This is a genomic window from Pseudomonas sp. LBUM1672 (genome assembly GCF_059695655.1).
Genome location: NZ_CP166781.1, coordinates 204352 through 221508, shown reverse-complemented (window position 1 = coordinate 221508; position 17157 = coordinate 204352). Strand labels below are relative to the sequence as shown.

Genomic DNA, 17157 nt, shown 5'->3' with positions numbered 1-17157 from the left:
CCACAAAACTCTCTTCTTGCTGACTCGAACAATAGATTAATTTTTATGCCCGCATGCGGTACATATATATGTCCTGAAACAGATTTAACTCGCCTAAAATCCGCAAAACCCATGGCCCTCCCCAGCACACGGTCGCCGCCGCCTACGCCTGAAAATCGATAAATGCGCTGCCAAATTCGACGGAGCGGTGCAGCTTCTTAACTTCATAGCGTAGGATTTTTCTGAATAACACTGAATACACTACTTAACTAGCCGCCTCTATTGACACCTATTCAAGCGCACTCTTATCTAGTCTCCAACAGGCGTCGATCAACGTCCCAGATCATTATTAAAACTTTTAAATAGTGAACAACTTTGTTGCTCGGTAATACACGCCTTTCGATCTTTCAGAAACGGACTTCGCTGCAAGGCTTCAAGGAGAACCCCATGACAAGCACCTCGAATAAATCCGGACTTGCGGCCCCTACCCTGGCGCAATCCCACAAGACCTGCATCAATGTCACGTCGGCGGCCCATCTGCTGATCGACGTGGCGCCCTACCCTGGCATGGACGAAGGCGACCTGATCGAACTGTTCTGGGACAACTGCTACGTCGCCTCCCGCGTGATCACGGCCGATGAGGTCGGCGAAGCCGTCAGCCTGCGTGTGCCGCAAAGCTTCATCGCCAATGGCTCCTCAAGCATTCACTACCGCGTCATGCAGGTCGGACAAGGGCCGGCGCTGTCGCTTGCCACGCGGGTACAGATCAAGCTCGATTGTCCGGGCGGCCAGCCGCTCACCCTGTGCGGTCACGACAACGAGCACCTGGCACCGGTGGGCATTCCCGAAACCATTCGCCGCCAGGGGGTCAATCCGAACCAGATCAAGCGCGGCGTGCCATTGACCATCGAGCCATACCTGAACATGGCCGTCGACGATGAAATCACCTTGCGTTGGGGGGATGTGCGCATGGACTTGCCGCAGCTCAAGGCTGATGAGGTGGATAAGCCGATTCAAGTCTGGGTGCCGCCGGCGATCATCCTCGAAGCGGGCGAAGACCTTCGGCTGGAAGTGACTTACTGCATCCTCGATCGCGTGGGCAACAACTCCGGCTGGGCACCGCCGCGCAGGCTCAAGATCGGTTGCAACAATCCCTATCTGAAAGTGCCGTTCAAAGAAGAATTGAAAGCCGCCGAAACGCGTAAACCCTGAGATCCCCTGTAGCAGCTGCCGAGCCTGCGAGGCTGCGTTCGGCTGCGCAGCAGTCGTGAAAACCGAGCACGCGGTCTTATGAAATACCGAGTTGGCTGGTTTTGCGACAGCTGCGCTGCCGAACGCTGCCTCGCAGGCTCGGCAGCTGCTACAAGGCAAGTGTTGCGCTACGAACAGACGCCCTTCTATGTATATTCCCAAAAGTTAGTTTATTTAATTTTTATACACGCTTAGGGTATATACACCGGACCACCGGACATTCTTGATTTTCGTTCGCCGCCTCCATCGCGGCGACTCCATGAGATGTGAGGTAGGTATGGTCCGGAACACAATCACCCCAGTGCAGATCGCCAGGGCATTGCGTGCAGCCAAGGAGCGGCACTGATGTCCAGTCTGGCAGATGCAATCGTTCAGAGTGATCTGGACATCGCCCCGTTGTTGTTGCCCGCGCAGGTCTTGCGCAACGACGCACAAGCCATCAAGGCCGCCCATGAGCTGGCGCAAGTTGCCCGCCTGCAAGCAGCCAAACGTGACCGGCAGCGCAAGTTGCCATGGTCGGAAATCGAACAGTTCACCCGCAGCGGTTTAGGCAGCATTGCCATCCCGCGCGAGTACGGTGGCCCGCAGGTTTCGTTCGTCACAGTGGCCGAGGTCTTTGCGATCATTTCCGCGGCGGACCCGGCACTGGGACAGATCCCGCAGAACCAGTTCGGCATCCTCAATCTGGTGCTCGGCAGCGCCACCGAGGCGCAGAAAAAACAGCTGTTCAAAAGCGTGCTCGAAGGCTGGCGCATCGGCAATGCCGGGCCGGAACGCGGCACCAAAAACACCCTCGAACTCAAGGCACGAATCACCGCCGACGGCGACGGTTTTGTCATCAGCGGGCAGAAGTTTTACTCCACCGGCGCGCTGTTCGCCCATTGGGTGGCGGTCAAGGCGCTGAACGACGACGGCAAGCAAGTGCTGGCCTTCGTCCGTCGCGGTACGCCAGGTCTGCGCATCGTTGATGACTGGTCGGGCTTCGGCCAGCGCACAACCGCCAGCGGCACCATTTTGCTCAACAACGTGCGGGTCGACGCCCAGCTGGTGGTGGACAACTGGAAGATCAACGACAGCCCGAACATCCAAGGCGCCGTGTCGCAATTGATTCAAGCCGCCATCGACGCCGGCATCGCCCGCGGTGCCATCGACGACGCCATCGAGTTCGTGAAAACCCGCGCCCGGCCGTGGATCGACGCCAAGGTCGAACGGGCCAGCGATGACCTCTACGTCATCGCCGATATCGGCAAACTGAAAATCGAACTGCACGCGGCCGAAGCGCTGCTGCGCAAGGCCGGGCAAGTGCTCGATCAGGTCAGCGCCGCGCCACTCACTGCCGAGTCTGCCGCGCGCGCCTCGATCGCCGTGGCTGAAGCCAAAGTGCTGACCACCGAGATCTCCCTGCTCGCCAGCGAAAAACTTTTCGAACTGGCCGGCAGCCGCGCGACCCTCGCCGAATTCAACCTCGACCGTCATTGGCGCAACGCTCGCGTGCACACGCTGCACGATCCCGTTCGCTGGAAATACCACGCAGTCGGTATTTATCACTTGAACGGCACCTTGCCCGCTCGCCACTCCTGGATCTAACGACCAGAACACTTTTGACCAGATCTCTGGAGAAACACATGACTCTTTCTCACCACGTCGCGGTCATCACCAGCGATGAGCAGGCCCTGATCGTCGCTACAGATCTGGCCGAAGATTTCAAGCGTGACAGCGCCCTGCGCGACCGCGAACGTCGCCTGCCGCACCCGGAGCTGGAAGTGTTTTCCCGCTCGGGCCTCTGGGGCATCAGCGTGCCAAAAGAATACGGCGGCGCTGGCGTTTCCAACGTCACCCTGGCCAAGGTCATCGCGTTGATTGCCCAGGCGGACGGCTCGCTCGGGCAAATCCCGCAGAACCATTTCTACGCCCTCGAAGTGCTGCGTGTGAACGGCAGCGAAGAGCAGAAAAAACGCCTGTACGCCGAAGTGCTCTCCGGCCAGCGCTTCGGCAATGCCCTCGCGGAACTGGGCACCAAAACGGCCCACGACCGCGTCACCAGCCTGACCCGCGACGGTGACGGTTATCGCATCAACGGCCGCAAGTTCTACGCGACCGGCGCGATTTACGCGCAACGCATTCCGACTTCGGTGGTGGATGAAAACGGTGTGCAGCAACTGGCGTTCGTCCCCCACAACGCCAAAGGCCTGACCGTCATCGACGACTGGAGCGGTTTCGGCCAGCGCACCACCGGCAGCGGTTCGGTGGTGTTCGAAGACGTCTACGTCGCCGCCGAAGACGTGATCCCGTTTCAAAGTGCCTTCGAGCGCCCGACCCCTGTCGGCCCGCTGGCGCAGATTCTCCACGCCGCCATCGACACCGGCATCGCCCGCGCCGCTTATGAAGACGCGTTGCATTTCGTGCGCACGAAAACCCGTCCGTGGATCGACGCCACCCACGATAAGGCCACTGACGATCCGCTGACCCTCAAGAGCTTCGGCCACCTGAGCATTCGCCTGCACGCTGCCGAAGCGTTGCTGGAACGCTCCGGCGAATTCCTCGATAAAGCTCAGGCCGACACCAACGCCGAGACCGTCGCCGCCGCCTCGATTGCCGTGGCCGAAGCCCGCGCCATCAGCACCGAAATTTCCCTCGCCGCCGGCAGCACGCTGTTTGAGTTGGCCGGCAGCCAGGCGACGCTGATCGAACACGGCCTCGATCGCCACTGGCGCAACGCCCGGGTGCACACGCTGCACGACCCGGTGCGCTGGAAGTATCACGCCGTCGGCAACTACTACCTCAACGATGAAAACCCTCCGTTGCGAGGGACCCTCTGATGGCCGAGGCGAAAAAGAAGATCCTGCTCAACGCGTTCAACATGAACTGCATCGGGCACATCAACCATGGCCTGTGGACGCATCCACGGGACACCTCCACTCAGTACAAAACCATTGAATACTGGACCGAACTGGCGCAGTTGCTGGAGCGCGGTTTGTTCGATGGCCTGTTCATCGCCGACATCGTCGGCGTGTACGACGTCTACCAGAACTCGGTGGACGTGCCACTGAAAGAGTCGATCCAGCTGCCGGTCAACGACCCGCTGTTGCTGGTTTCGGCCATGGCAGCGGTGACGAAAAACCTCGGCTTCGGCCTGACCGCCAACCTGACTTACGAACCGCCGTATCTGTTCGCCCGCCGCATGTCGACGCTCGATCACCTGAGTCGCGGCCGGGTCGGCTGGAACATCGTCACCGGCTACCTCGACAGCGCCGCCAAAGCCATGGGCCTGAGCGAACAGGTGGAACACGACCGCCGCTACGACCAGGCCGATGAATACCTGGAAGTGCTCTACAAACTCTGGGAAGGCAGCTGGGAAAACGGCGCGGTGCTCAATGACCCGCAGCAACGGATCTACGCCTTACCTGCGAAAGTGCACAAGGTCGAGCATAAGGGCGAGTTCTATCAGGTCGAGGGTTACCACCTCTGCGAACCGTCGCCGCAGCGCACGCCGGTGCTGTTCCAGGCCGGCAGTTCGGATCGCGGTTTGCTGTTCGCCGGGCGCCATGCCGAATGCGTGTTCATCAGCGGTCAGAACAAACCGTCGACCAAGGTGCAAGTGGACAAGGTTCGCGCCAGCGCGGTTGAAGCCGGGCGTAATCCCGAGGACATCAAGGTGTTCATGGGCTTGAACGTGATTGTCGGCGCCACCGAAGAGCTTGCCTGGAAGAAGCACGCCGAGTACCTCAGCTACGCCAGCGCCGAGGCCGGTGTCGCGCATTTTTCGGCGTCGACCGGGATCGATTTCTCCGAATACCAAATCGACGAACCGATCCAGTACGTGAAGAGCAACGCCATCCAGTCGGCGACCAAGAACCTGCAAAACAACGACTGGACCCGACGCAAATTGCTTGAGCAACACGCCCTCGGCGGTCGCTACATCACGGTGGTGGGTTCGCCTGAGCAAGTGGCGGATGAGCTGGAATCGTGGATCGCCGAGACCGGGCTGGATGGCTTCAACCTGACGCGGATTGTCACGCCGGAAAGCTATGTGGATTTCATCGATTCGGTGATTCCCGAATTGCAACGCAGAGGGTCGTACAAAACCGCTTACGACAGCGGCAGCCTGCGGGAAAAGCTGTTTCACGGCGAGGCGCATTTGCCTGGGCAACACACGGGCTCGGCGTTTCGCCGCTGATCCCTGTGGCGAGGGAGCTTGCTCCCGCTCGACTGCGCAGCAGTCGCAAAACCTGAAACCGATTTGTACCTGACACACCTGATCGAATGGCTATGGGGCTGCTCCGCAGCCCAGCGGGAGCAAGCTCCCTCGCCACAAAATGCGTGCACATATTGAATAATTGACTGGAAAACTCATCATGACCAAGAAACTTCTCTCCCACCCAGTCAAAGCACTGGCCCTGGCCCTCGGCCTCTTCAGCTCCATCACCTTCGCCGCCGACGCGCCGTTGAAAGTCGGCACCACCGCCGCCTTCGCCATTCCGCTGGAGGCCGCCGTTGAAGAAGCGAAAAAACAAGGCCTGCAAGTCGACCTGGTGGAGTTCAGCGACTGGATCGCCCCCAACGTCAGCCTCGCAGCCGGCGACATCGACGTGAATTATTTCCAACACGTCCCGTTCCTGGAAAACGCCAAGGCCGCCGCCGGTTTTGACCTGGTGCCGTTCGCGCCGGGAATCATCAACAACGTCGGCCTCTACTCGAAGAAATACAAAAGCTTCGACGACTTGCCACAAGGCGCCAGCGTCGCCATCGCCAACGACCCGATCAACAGCGGTCGCGGCCTGCAGCTGCTGGCCAAGGCTGGTCTGATCACCCTCAAACCGGGTGTCGGCTACAAGGCCACCGAAGAAGACATCATTGCCAACCCGAAGAAAATCAAAATCCTGCAGGTTGAGGCTGTGCAACTGGTGCGCGCCTATGACGACGCTGATCTTGTGCAGGGCTACCCGGCCTACATCCGTCTATCGAAGACTTTCGATGCCGGTTCTGCGCTGCTGTTTGATGGCCTCGATCACAAGGAATACGTGATCCAGTTCGTGATCCAGCCGAAAAGCAAAACCGACCCGCGCCTGATCAAATTCGTCGACATTTACCAGCACTCGCCAGCCGTTCGCGCAGCCCTGGATAAAGCCCACGGCAAGCTCTATCAAGCCGGTTGGGAAAGCTGAGGATGACGGCCGCGATCCAACGGCGACTGGATATTCCAGAGCCACATAAAGCCGAACAGACCGAACTGCACCCGGACCTGAACCGGGCGCACGTGCGCTTCATCGGCCTGGGTAAAACCTACACTGGCCAGCAAGGTCCGGTGGCGGCTTTGCACGGCATCGACCTGGCGATCCAGCGCGGTGAAGTGTTCGGCATCATCGGTCGTAGCGGCGCCGGCAAGTCGTCGCTGATCCGCACCATCAATCGTCTGGAGCAGCCGAGCACCGGGCGGGTGCTGATCGATCAAGTGGACATCGGCGAGTTCGATGAAGACCGCCTGGTGGCGCTGCGCCGACGGATCGGCATGATCTTCCAGCACTTCAACCTGATGTCCGCCAAAACCGTTTGGCAGAACGTCGAGTTGCCGCTGAAAGTGGCCGGTGTGCCCAAGGAAAAACGCGAACAGAAAGTCCGTGAATTGCTGGAGCTGGTGGGCCTGCAAGGCAAGCACAAGGCCTATCCGGCGCAGCTGTCGGGTGGGCAGAAACAACGCGTCGGCATCGCCCGCGCCCTGGTGCACGATCCGGAAATTCTGCTGTGCGACGAAGCCACATCGGCGCTGGACCCGGAGACCACGCAATCGATTCTCGGCCTGCTGCGCGAGATCAATCAGCGCCTGGGGTTGACCATTGTGCTGATCACCCACGAGATGGCGGTGATCCGCGATATCTGTGATCGGGTCGTGGTGCTGGAACACGGGCACATCGTCGAGCAAGGGCCGGTGTGGGAAGTGTTCGGCAACCCGCAGCATGACGTCAGCAAGACCTTGCTCGCGCCGTTGCAACACGCGTTGCCGCAAGAACTGCAAAGCCGCTTGCGCCCGCAACCACAGTCTTCGGATGCGGCAGTGGTGTTGCGTTTGCAATTCACTGGCAGCGCGACAGATGAACCGGATCTGGCGGCCTTGTTCAGCGCCCTCGGTGGCCGCGTGCGTTTGTTGCAAGGTGGCGTGGAACGGATTCAGGGACACGCGCTGGGGCAATTGCTGCTGGCGGTGACCGGCTCGGCGCTCGGCGCTGAAGAATTGCGCCAGCGCGCCGGCCACTGGGCGCAACAGGTGGAGGTGTTGGGTTATGTGGTTTGATCGCTTGCTGCAAGGTTTCATCGACACGTTCCTGATGGTCGGCGTGTCATCGCTGATTGCGCTGCTGGCGGGCATTCCGCTGGCGGTGATTCTGGTCACCAGTTCCAAGGGTGGCATCTACGAAGCACCGGCACTGAACCGCGCACTGGGCGCCTTCGTGAACCTGTTCCGCTCGATTCCGTTTCTGATTCTGATGGTGGCGCTGATTCCGTTCACCCGGTTGATCGTCGGCACGACGTATGGTGTCTGGGCCGCCGTGGTGCCGCTGACGATTGCAGCCACGCCGTTCTTTGCGCGCATTGCCGAAGTCAGTTTGCGCGAGGTGGATCACGGCTTGATCGAAGCCGCGCAAGCGATGGGATGCCGGCGCTGGCACATCGTCTGGCACGTGCTGTTACCAGAAGCGCTGCCGGGGATTGTCGGTGGTTTCACGATTACGCTGGTGACCATGATCAACTCGTCGGCCATGGCCGGGGCGATTGGTGCCGGTGGACTGGGCGATATCGCCTATCGATACGGGTATCAGCGCTTCGACAGCCAGATCATGTTGACGGTGATTGTGTTGCTGGTGGTGTTGGTGGCGATCATCCAGCTCGGCGGGGACCGGTTGGCACGGGGTCTTAACAAGCGCTGAACACGGTCAAGGTTGTAGAGCTTTTGTGGCGAGCGAGCTTGCTCCCGCTCGATTGCGCAGCAATCGCAAGATCTTTAGACCGGGTTTATCTGACACACCTCATTGAATGGCTTGGGGCTGCTTCGCAGCCCAGCGGGAGCAAGCTCCCTCGCCACAAAAGCGTCCTCTACACAGGAAATTTCCCTCGTGACAGAAGGAACATTTCCCACAGGAAAATCAGTGCGCCTACAGCCCTGTTCCCTTTCATTTGCAGGACATTTCCTAGATCATTCCGCTCGCTTGCGCCGGTGGATTCTCGTGGCTAGTCTCCGTCCGTCACTGCTCATCAGTGATCGGGTTTAGTCGCCCGGAACCTACCAGGCGCACAGCGCTACCTCTCGGCAGGTGATTTATCACCTGCAGTTTATGGTGGCTGTGCGCAGGGCACCCTCGGGTGCGCCGGTGTCTCCTGGTGGCCGGTCGACTAACCTGCGTGCAGCCGCCACCCCTGTTCGTTTAGTCGCGATATCGGTTGGCTCCAACTAATACCAGGAGTTTTACCAATGAAAAGATCTGTCCCCGATCCACCTCCCGAGACAACCACCAAAGGCAATCCCACCGACGATCCGCCAAGAGACCGCTCCGCCCTTTATCGTGCAATCGATTTCTACCTCACCGGTGAACAGCCTTCAGCACCCGATGAGCTGCGGTTCTACAACGTCAGCGAAGACGTGAGTTTCGAAGACACCCAACTCTATGTCGCTGATCTGCTGCGTTGCGCGTCCGTCACGGCGTATCAGTGTGGCGATCACCTCAAAGGCGCGGACCGGGCCATGGTGTTTTCTGTCTGGCATCTGCTGGAAATTGCCAAAGCCATGGTTGATCGTTCCATTGATTGCCTGGGGATGAAGCAGGGCTGAGACATCGCTATCGCGGGCAAGCCCGCTCCCACAGGTGTACGCGATCAACTGTGGGAGCGAGCCTGCTCGCGATTGGCTGCGCAGCAGCCACCGGCCTCATGGCGTATATTCGACAAATCCCCATTGCCTGCGCAGCCGACCATGAAACAAACCCCCACTGACCTCGAGCAGATCACCGCCACCACCCTGGGCCATTACAACTCGGTGGCCGAAGGTTTTCGCGAGGGGACTCGCGATCATGATGTCAGCCAGAACATCGACGCCCTGTTGCGGCATATTCAGGGCGAGGCGCCGTTCGACATTCTCGATTTTGGCTGTGGGCCGGGGCGTGATTTGCAGACGTTCACGCGCATGGGCCACACGGCTGTCGGGCTGGATGGGTCGGAGAAGTTCGCACAGATGGCGCGTGAGGACAGTGGTTGTGAGGTGTGGCAGCAGGACTTTCTGAAGCTGGATCTGCCGAATGAACGCTTCGACGGGATTTTCGCCAATGCGGTGCTGTTTCATATCCCGCGCCAGGAATTGCCTCGGGTGTTGAAGGAATTGCGCGGGGCGTTGAAGCCGGGTGGCGTGTTGTTCAGTTCCAATCCGCGGGGCGAGAATCAGGAAGGGTGGAATGGGTCACGGTATGGGGCGTATCACGATCTGGCGGCTTGGCAGCAATTGCTGACTGAGGCGGGGTTTGTGGAGCTGGAGCATTACTACCGGCCGACGGGGCTGCCGCGGGAGCAGCAGCCTTGGTTGGCGAGTGTTTGGCGTCGGGCGTGATTGTGGGGGTGTGTCAATGAGATCCACCCCCTCACCCCAACCCTCCCGAAACGTCGGACCGCCCCAAAGGGGCGAGGGGGAAGGGAGCAGATCTTCAAGCTTTTCAAAACCTGAGTTCAACTCTATTTCCCCGATCGCAAAATTTCTCCGGAACACCTCGGTCAGTCCCCTCTACCCCTTGGGGAGAGGGTTAGGGTGAGGGGTGGGTCTCAAGCCGATCACCTTTCTTCGGCTCGCGGATTTTGTACCAGGCGACGTAAAGCGCCGGCAAAAACAGCAACGTCAGCAACGTCGCAATAATGATCCCGCCAATCATCGCGTACGCCATCGGCCCCCAGAACACTTCCCGGGCGATCGGGATCATCCCCAGACTTGCTGCCGCAGCGGTCAGCAGAATCGGCCGGCGTCGATGCTCCGTGGCCTGCGCCACGGCATCCCAAGGCGCGAGGCCCTCTTTCTCCAAGGCATCGATCTGGGTCACCAGAATCACCGAGTTGCGGATGATGATGCCGATCAGCGCCAGAATCCCCAGGATCGCCACAAAGCCCATCGGCGTGCCTGTCGGGATCAGCGCCAGCACTACGCCGATCAAGCCGAGCGGCGCGACGCTGGCCACCAGGAACAGTTTCTGCACGCTGTGCAGCTGAATCATGAGGAAGGTCGCCATGAGGAACAGCATCAACGGCACCACCTTGGCAATCGGCCCTTGGGCCTTGCCGCTTTCCTCCACCGTGCCGCCCGTGGCAACCGAGTAACCCACCGGCAAACTGGCGGAGAATTTATCGATGTCAGGCTTGAGCTGTTTCACCAGGTCGGTCGGCTGAATCTCGTCGCGCACCGCTGCCTTGATGGTGATGGTCGGCTTGCGGTCGCGGCGCCAGACCAGCGGTTGCTCAAGTTCATAGCGCACCGTGGCGAAGGCCAGCAGCGGAATCGACGTGCCGCCCGGGGTGACGATCTGCAAGTTCTGCAGGGTTTCCGGCGTGCCGCGTTCCGCGTCCACCGCGCGGCCCACGACGTTGATGAGGTAGATATCGTCATCAACCTGAGTGACCGGCGAACCGACGACGATGCTGTTCATCAGGTTGGCCACGTCTTCCGACGACAACCCCAGTTGCCGCGCCTTGTCCTGAGCGATGTCGATGCGCAGGACTTTGCCCGGTTCGTTCCAGTCGTAAATGATCTCGCCGATGTGCGAGTTTTTATCCAGTTCGGTAGCCAGGGCGATCGCGTGTTTGCGCACCTGATCGATGTCCTTGCCGCTGACCCGGTACTGAATCGGGCGACCCACCGGCGGGCCCATTTCCAGCGCCTGGACGTAGCTGCCGATGCCGACGAAATCTTTGCGCAGCCGCTCGTTCAAGCGCTGGCTGAGGGCGTTACGCGACTCCAGGCCTTTGCTGACGATCACCAATTGCGCGTAGTACGGGTTCTGCAATTGCTGGTCGAGGGGCAGGTAGAAACGGATCGCCCCCTCGCCGATGTAAGTGCTCCAGCGCACGATGTCCGGGTCATCCTTGAGCGTCGCTTCGAGCCTGTCCACCGCCTTGCGGGTTTCGGCGATCGAGGCGTTTTGCGGCAGGTTGAGGTCGACGAGGATTTCCGGGCGGTCCGAGGACGGGAAGAACTGGTTCTGCACGAACTGCATGGAAAACACCGACGCCACGAACAGCGCGATCGTGATGCCGATGGCCCACCAGCGATTGCGCATCGACCAGAGCATGCCGTAATTGAATGCACGACCGATGCGACCCGGCTCGGCGTCATGGGGCTTCACGTTGGCGCTGAGAATGTGCACGCCGATCACCGGCGCGAACAACACGGCGACAACCCACGACACCAGCATCGCCACGGCGATCACCGCAAACAGGGTGAAGGTGTACTCACCCGCCGAGCTGGCGTTCAAGCCGATGGGCACGAAACCGGCGACCGTCACCAATGTACCGGTGAGCATCGGGAACGCCGTGGAGGTGTAGGCAAACGTTGCCGCCTGCTCCTTGGTCTCGCCCATTTCCAGGCGCGTGACCATCATCTCGACCGTGATCATTGCGTCGTCCACCAGCAGGCCGAGGGCGATGATCAGCGCACCGAGTGAAATCCGCTGCATGGTGATGCCGCTGTATTCCATGAAGATAAAGACCATCGCCAGCACCAGCGGGATCGAGCACGCCACCACCAGCCCGGCGCGCACACCGAGGCTGACGAAGCTGACGATCAGCACGATCACCACCGCTTCGAACAAGGCACTGGTGAAGCCGCCGACGGCTTTTTCCACCACTTCGGCCTGGTCGGAAACCGTGTGCACACCGACGCCCACCGGCAAGTCGGCGGTCAGGTCAGTCATGCGCTGGTGCAACGCCTTGCCGAATTCCTGGATGTTGCCGCCCTTCTTCATGGCGATGGCGAGGCCGATACCCGGGCGGCCGTTGAAGCGGAATTCCGGGGTCGCCGGGTCAACGTAACCACGGCTGATCTCGGCGATGTCGGCCAGGCGGTAGAAGCGATCATTGAGCCGCAGGTTGACATTAGCCAGGTCTTTCTCGGAAGCGAACTGCCCCGAGGTGCGCACCGAGATGCGCTCCGGGCCAGCTTCGATCACACCGGCCGGAGTCACCGCGTTCTGGGTTTGCAGGCTCTGCACCACCTGGCGCTGATCGATGCCCAGCGCTGCCAGTTTGCGGGTAGAGAAATTCAGGTAGAGAACTTCGTCCTGCTCACCGACCATCTCGACCTTGCCCAGCCCCGGCACTTCACGAATTTCGGCGCGGACCTGTTCCACGTAATCGCGCAACTGGCGCATCGACAAGCCGTCGGCGGTAAAGGCATACACCGAACCGAACACATCACCGAATTCGTCGTTGAAACCCGGGCCCTGAAGCCCTTGAGGGAAGTCGCCGCGAATGTCGTTGATCTTCTTGCGCACCTGGTACCAGATTTGCGGGATGTCCTTGGCACTGGTGGTGTCGCGCAGGTTGACGAACACCGTCGATTCGCCGGGCCGGGTGTAGCTTTTCACGTAGTCGAGGGAGTCGAGTTCCTCGAGTTTTTTCTCGATGCGGTCAGTGACTTGCTTGAGGGTTTCTTCCTGGGTCGCGCCCGGCCAACGGGTCTGGATAACCATGGTCTTGATGGTGAACGACGGGTCTTCTTCGCGGCCCAGGTTCATGTAGGAGAACACGCCCATCAGCAGCGCGACGAACATCAAATACCAGACAAACGACTGATGCTTGAGGGCCCATTCGGATAAGTTGAAACTCCCTTTCATTGTGGGCTGTCCTCATCGATTTTCACTTTTTGCCCGGGTTTCAGGCTGTTCACACCCGCGCTGACCACCCGCTCACCGGACTTCACGCCACTGGCCAGGATCATCGTGGAATCCGTGCGGCTGACCAGGCTGACGTCTCGTGGGGCAACGGTTTGGGTCTGCGTATCGACGACCCAGATGCGGGTCTTGCCATCGACCTCCTGGAGCGCACTCAACGGCAGTTCGATGCGCGGTTTGATCGCGGAGCTGAGGGTGACGCTGATCGCGGTACCCAGGCGAAAACCGGCAGGTGTGTCTGTCAGGGTCAGGCGGGCGCGACGGGTACGCGTCGCACTTTGGGCCTGAGGTTCGATTTCGCGAACGATGGCGGTGGTGGTAATGCTCGGGTCCAGTTGCGCTGCGACCTGGAACACGACATCGGCCGGCAACTGATCGACCAGGGTGTCCGGCAGGTCGATCACGGCTTCCTTGATGTCCGGTTGCGCCAGGGTCACCACTTGCTGGCCGGCCGTGACGACTTGCCCGGCTTCGGCATTCCACGCGGTGACGATGGCTTTGTGGTCGGAGCGCAGTTCGACGTAGTTGAGCTGATCCTTGGCCTGATCGACCGCGGCTTTCGCTTGGTCGAGCGAGGCCTGGGTGGTTTTGAGATCGGTCTGGGCGATGTCGAGTTGCGCCTGGGCGCCGACGCCGCGATCGAACAACTCCTGCTGGCGCCGGGCGTTGGCCTGGGCGTTGATGTATTGCGCCTGGACGCTGGCCAGATCGCCCTGGGCGGAACGCAACTGGTTCTGCTGATCGGTGGGGTCCAGGGTGGCGAGCAGCGCGCCCTTTTCCACTTCGGCACCGACATCGACATTGCGGCTGGCGATGCGCCCCGGCACACGGAACCCGACGTTGCTTTCATAACGGGCCTGGATGCTGCCGGCGAAGCGGCCGAGGTTTTCCTCGTCCAGCGACTGGACCTTGACCGAGAGCACCGGGCGTACCGGCTCCGGTGGCGCTTCTTTTTCCGAGCAGGCCGCCAGCATCACAGCGCCGCACACCAGTAACAGACGCTTCATGGCTGGGCTTCCACGGCTAAATCCTTGTAGGTGTTTTCGGCAATTTCGACTTTCACGCCGGGGTGCAGCAACTGACCGCCGGCGATGACGACTTTTTCACCCCCCTGCAGGCCGGCGCTGATGATCACTTTGCCGGTCAGGTAACGACCGACCGTGACGGTGTGCAGCTGCGCCTTGCCCTCGCCATCTACCAGCCATACCGCCGGATCGCTGAGGTTTTTGGTCAGCGCCGACCACGGCAATTCCACGGCGGATTTGCCCGGCGTCTTGGCCGTGGCACTCACCACCGAGCCCAATTGCATGCCCTCGGGCAGGCCGTTGAGGGTGACTTTGACTTGCACGGTGCCGGTCTGCGCGGACACGGCCGGGGTGATTTCCCGCACGGTGCCGGTGGTTTTGATCGCCGGGTTGTCGAGCAGGCTGACCACGATGGTTTTATCTTCCGGGGCCTCGGCCAGCAGCGATTCGTAGACGTTGAACACCGCGTCGCGCTCGCCATCGCGGGCCAGGCTGAAAATCGGCACCGTCGCCTGCACCACTTGGCCGACCTCGGCCTGACGCGCCGTAATCACGCCCGGCGCATCGGCGATCAGCGCGGTGTAGCTGAGTTGTTCGCGAGCGTTGGCGAACTGCGCCTGGGCAGCGGCCAATGCGCTCTGACTGCTGCGCAAGGCGGCTTGGGCGGAATCGTATTCGCTTTGGCTGGTGTAGCCCTTGGGCAGGAGTTTTTGCTGGCGAACGAACGCGGCGGCGGTCTGTTTGACCCGGGCTTGCTCAGCGACAACCTGGGCCTGTGCCGAATCGACGCTGGTCTGCAGGTCCTTGGGATCGAGTTTGGCCAGTACCTGCTTTGCCGACACCCGGTCACCGACATCGACCATGCGTTGAATGATCTTGCCGCCCACGCGGAACGACAATTCGGTCTGGACCCGGGCCTGAACATCGCCGGTGAGCGTCACCGACGCAGCGTAATCCGCGGGTTTGACCTCCTGGACGAACACCCGCGGACGGTTCTTCTCGACCTGGGGTTTATCGCCACAGGCGCTCAGCAGGGCAAGGAGGCTCAGGCCAACCACTGTTTTCAATCCGGGACCAGCCATGCAGCCTCCTTTGCGTTGTACGGACGTGCCAATGGCGATACGACTGTGAGCTTAGAACAGGGTTCCACGGGTGCACAGGATTACTACTATCCCCTTTGCCAAGGGGCTTTGCCTGTGGCGAGGGAGCTTGCTCCCGCTCGGCTGCGCAGCAGACGCAAGACCTGCGCCTCGTTTTGCCTGACACACCTCGTTGGATGGTTTGGGGCCGCTTCGCAGCCCAGCGCGAGCAAGCTCGCTCGCCACAAAAGCTCGCTAGTGAGATCACAGTGTTCCCGACAATAAGGCAAACTGACGGCCTCTGCAGCAGGACGCTCTTATGCTCAAAACCCTCGCGGTGGCCAATTACCGCTCGATCAATAAATTGGTGATTCCGCTGGGTCGGCTGAACCTGATTACCGGCCCCAACGGCAGCGGTAAATCCAACCTGTACCGCGCGTTGCGCCTGCTGGCGGAAACTGCTCAGGGTGGCGTCGTCAACGCTTTGGCCCGCGAGGGCGGGCTGCACTCGACGTTCTGGGCCGGGCCGGAAACCATCACCCGGCGCATGCGTAACGGTGAAGTCCCGATCGAGGCGACCGTACGCCACGGCGCCAAACGCCTGCGCCTGGGATTCGCTGGCGAGGATTTCAGCTACTCGATCGCCCTGGGTTTACCGGAGCCGAGCCTGTCTGAGTTTTCCCTGGACCCGGAAATCAAAAAGGAATGCATCTGGAACGGTCCGGTTTATCGCCCGGCCAGTCTTCTAGTGGAACGTAACGGCCCGATGATCCGCGCCCGTGTCGGTCGCGACTGGGACGTGCTCGCCCAGCACACACCGAATTTCGACAGCCTGTTCGATCAGGTCGGCAGCTTCCGTACCTCGCCGGAAGTCATGCAACTGCGGGAATTCATCCGCCGCTGGCGCTTCTACGATCACTTTCGCAGCGATGCCGATGCGCCGGTGCGCCAACCACAATTGGGCACCCGCACGCCGGTGTTGCACCACGACGGGCGCGACCTCGCCGCCGCGTTGCAGACGATTCGTGAAATCGGCGACCCCGAGGCGCTGCAGACTGCGATCAGCGACGCGTTCCCCGGTGCGCGATTGAACATCGCGCCGTTGCAGGGCGGGCGGTTTGCGATTGAGTTTTTCCAGGAGGGGTTGCTGCGGCCGTTGTCGGCGGCCGAGTTGTCGGACGGGACCTTGCGTTATTTGTTGCTGGTGGCGGCGCTGCTGACGCCTCGGCCGCCGACGTTGATGGTGCTGAACGAGCCGGAAACCAGTTTGCACCCAGATCTGTTGCCGGCGCTGGCGCGGTTGATTATCCGGGCGTCGGAGCAGTGCCAGGTTTGGGTGGTGTCCCATGCGCGGCGATTGATTTCGGCGTTGCAGGAGGATCCGGAGTGCAATTGCATTGTGTTGGAGAAGACATTGGGCCAGACGGGGATTGTCGGGCAGCGGGTGCTGGATGAGCCTGCCTGGCATTGGCCAGACTAAGTCCGCGTCTGATAACCGCTTTCGCGAGCAAGCCCGCTCCCACATCAGACCGCGTCCCGTCTGGGCAACTCGGTCAACTGTGGGAGCAACTGTCTTGATGCCCTTTGTTTTAAAAGCATATTGATATCACGCAAAAAACTATTCTGCGGATTTGCCGAGGCAAAGGAACACGACTATTTTCCTTGCAGCTGTAGGAGGGATCTTTTTTTCGAAAAACCCCTCCAAGGACGCACAGCTTTTGGCCAGACTCCCTGGCCGAACCCTCACAAGGAAGAGAAAAATGGCTGACGTGAAAGTGCCGCAGCGGTTGGATCCGCAGGAAATCGTGAAGTTATTGGTGGCATTGCGCCGGGCATTGGAGGCCCGGGTGGCCTGACCTCCTGAAGCGAACAGGTCCCTTGTGGCGAGGGGGCTTGCCCCTCGCCACAAAA

13 protein-coding genes are annotated in these 17157 nt (G+C 60.5%); 10 read left to right on the top strand and 3 right to left on the bottom strand.

The features are described from left to right. The first annotated feature begins 426 nt into the window (after positions 1-426). From ACA053_RS00995 to ACA053_RS00955, 9 genes are all read left to right on the top strand, one after another. Positions 427-1191, top strand: coding sequence for a hypothetical protein (locus ACA053_RS00995; protein ID WP_497394352.1), 765 nt, complete (start codon positions 427-429; stop codon positions 1189-1191). A 384-nt stretch (positions 1192-1575) separates the two neighbouring features. Further along, positions 1576-2817, top strand: coding sequence for an SfnB family sulfur acquisition oxidoreductase (locus ACA053_RS00990; protein WP_497394351.1), 1242 nt, complete (start codon positions 1576-1578; stop codon positions 2815-2817). 38 nt (positions 2818-2855) lie between these two features. After that, the gene (locus ACA053_RS00985; protein ID WP_497394350.1) at positions 2856-4049 is read left to right on the top strand and encodes an SfnB family sulfur acquisition oxidoreductase; all 1194 of its coding nucleotides are present in this window, start codon (positions 2856-2858) and stop codon (positions 4047-4049) included. After that, complete coding sequence (locus ACA053_RS00980) at positions 4049-5407, top strand: LLM class flavin-dependent oxidoreductase (RefSeq protein ID WP_497394349.1); 1359 nt, start codon at positions 4049-4051, stop codon at positions 5405-5407. Before ACA053_RS00985 ends, ACA053_RS00980 begins: the two co-directional genes overlap by 1 nt. A gap of 178 nt (positions 5408-5585) precedes the next feature. Next, positions 5586-6395, top strand: a complete 810-nt coding sequence (locus tag ACA053_RS00975) for a MetQ/NlpA family ABC transporter substrate-binding protein (protein ID WP_497394348.1) — start codon at positions 5586-5588, stop codon at positions 6393-6395. Positions 6396-6397: 2 nt separating this feature from the next. Then, on the top strand, positions 6398-7519 hold the full coding sequence (locus ACA053_RS00970; RefSeq protein ID WP_497394347.1) for a methionine ABC transporter ATP-binding protein: 1122 nt from the start codon (positions 6398-6400) through the stop codon (positions 7517-7519). Further along, positions 7509-8153, top strand: coding sequence for a methionine ABC transporter permease (locus ACA053_RS00965; RefSeq protein WP_154852881.1), 645 nt, complete (start codon positions 7509-7511; stop codon positions 8151-8153). The genes ACA053_RS00970 and ACA053_RS00965 overlap by 11 nt, the downstream gene beginning before the upstream one ends. A gap of 542 nt (positions 8154-8695) precedes the next feature. Then, on the top strand, positions 8696-9052 hold the full coding sequence (locus ACA053_RS00960; protein ID WP_497314899.1) for a DUF6124 family protein: 357 nt from the start codon (positions 8696-8698) through the stop codon (positions 9050-9052). Between the two features lie 141 nt (positions 9053-9193). After that, positions 9194-9820, top strand: coding sequence for a class I SAM-dependent methyltransferase (locus tag ACA053_RS00955; RefSeq protein ID WP_497394346.1), 627 nt, complete (start codon positions 9194-9196; stop codon positions 9818-9820). Positions 9821-10010: 190 nt separating this feature from the next. Here ACA053_RS00955 and ACA053_RS00950 read toward each other — a convergent pair whose 3' ends face one another. Genes ACA053_RS00950 through ACA053_RS00940 form a run of 3 tightly spaced genes read right to left on the bottom strand, consistent with a single transcriptional unit; the run spans position 10011 to position 15249 of the window. Beyond that, positions 10011-13085, bottom strand: coding sequence for an efflux RND transporter permease subunit (locus ACA053_RS00950; protein WP_497314895.1), 3075 nt, complete (start codon positions 13083-13085; stop codon positions 10011-10013). Further along, complete coding sequence (locus tag ACA053_RS00945; RefSeq protein ID WP_109627279.1) at positions 13082-14149, bottom strand: efflux RND transporter periplasmic adaptor subunit; 1068 nt, start codon at positions 14147-14149, stop codon at positions 13082-13084. Before ACA053_RS00945 ends, ACA053_RS00950 begins: the two co-directional genes overlap by 4 nt. Then, positions 14146-15249 (bottom strand): efflux RND transporter periplasmic adaptor subunit, encoded by a 1104-nt coding sequence (locus tag ACA053_RS00940; RefSeq protein ID WP_497314893.1) that lies wholly within the window; start codon positions 15247-15249, stop codon positions 14146-14148. The genes ACA053_RS00945 and ACA053_RS00940 overlap by 4 nt, the downstream gene beginning before the upstream one ends. Before the next feature lie 316 nt (positions 15250-15565). Between ACA053_RS00940 and ACA053_RS00935 the strand changes: the two genes are divergently transcribed. Then, positions 15566-16726: an AAA family ATPase gene (locus ACA053_RS00935; protein WP_497394345.1), complete on the top strand. Its 1161-nt coding sequence runs from the start codon at positions 15566-15568 to the stop codon at positions 16724-16726. The last annotated feature ends 431 nt before the right edge of the window (positions 16727-17157 follow it).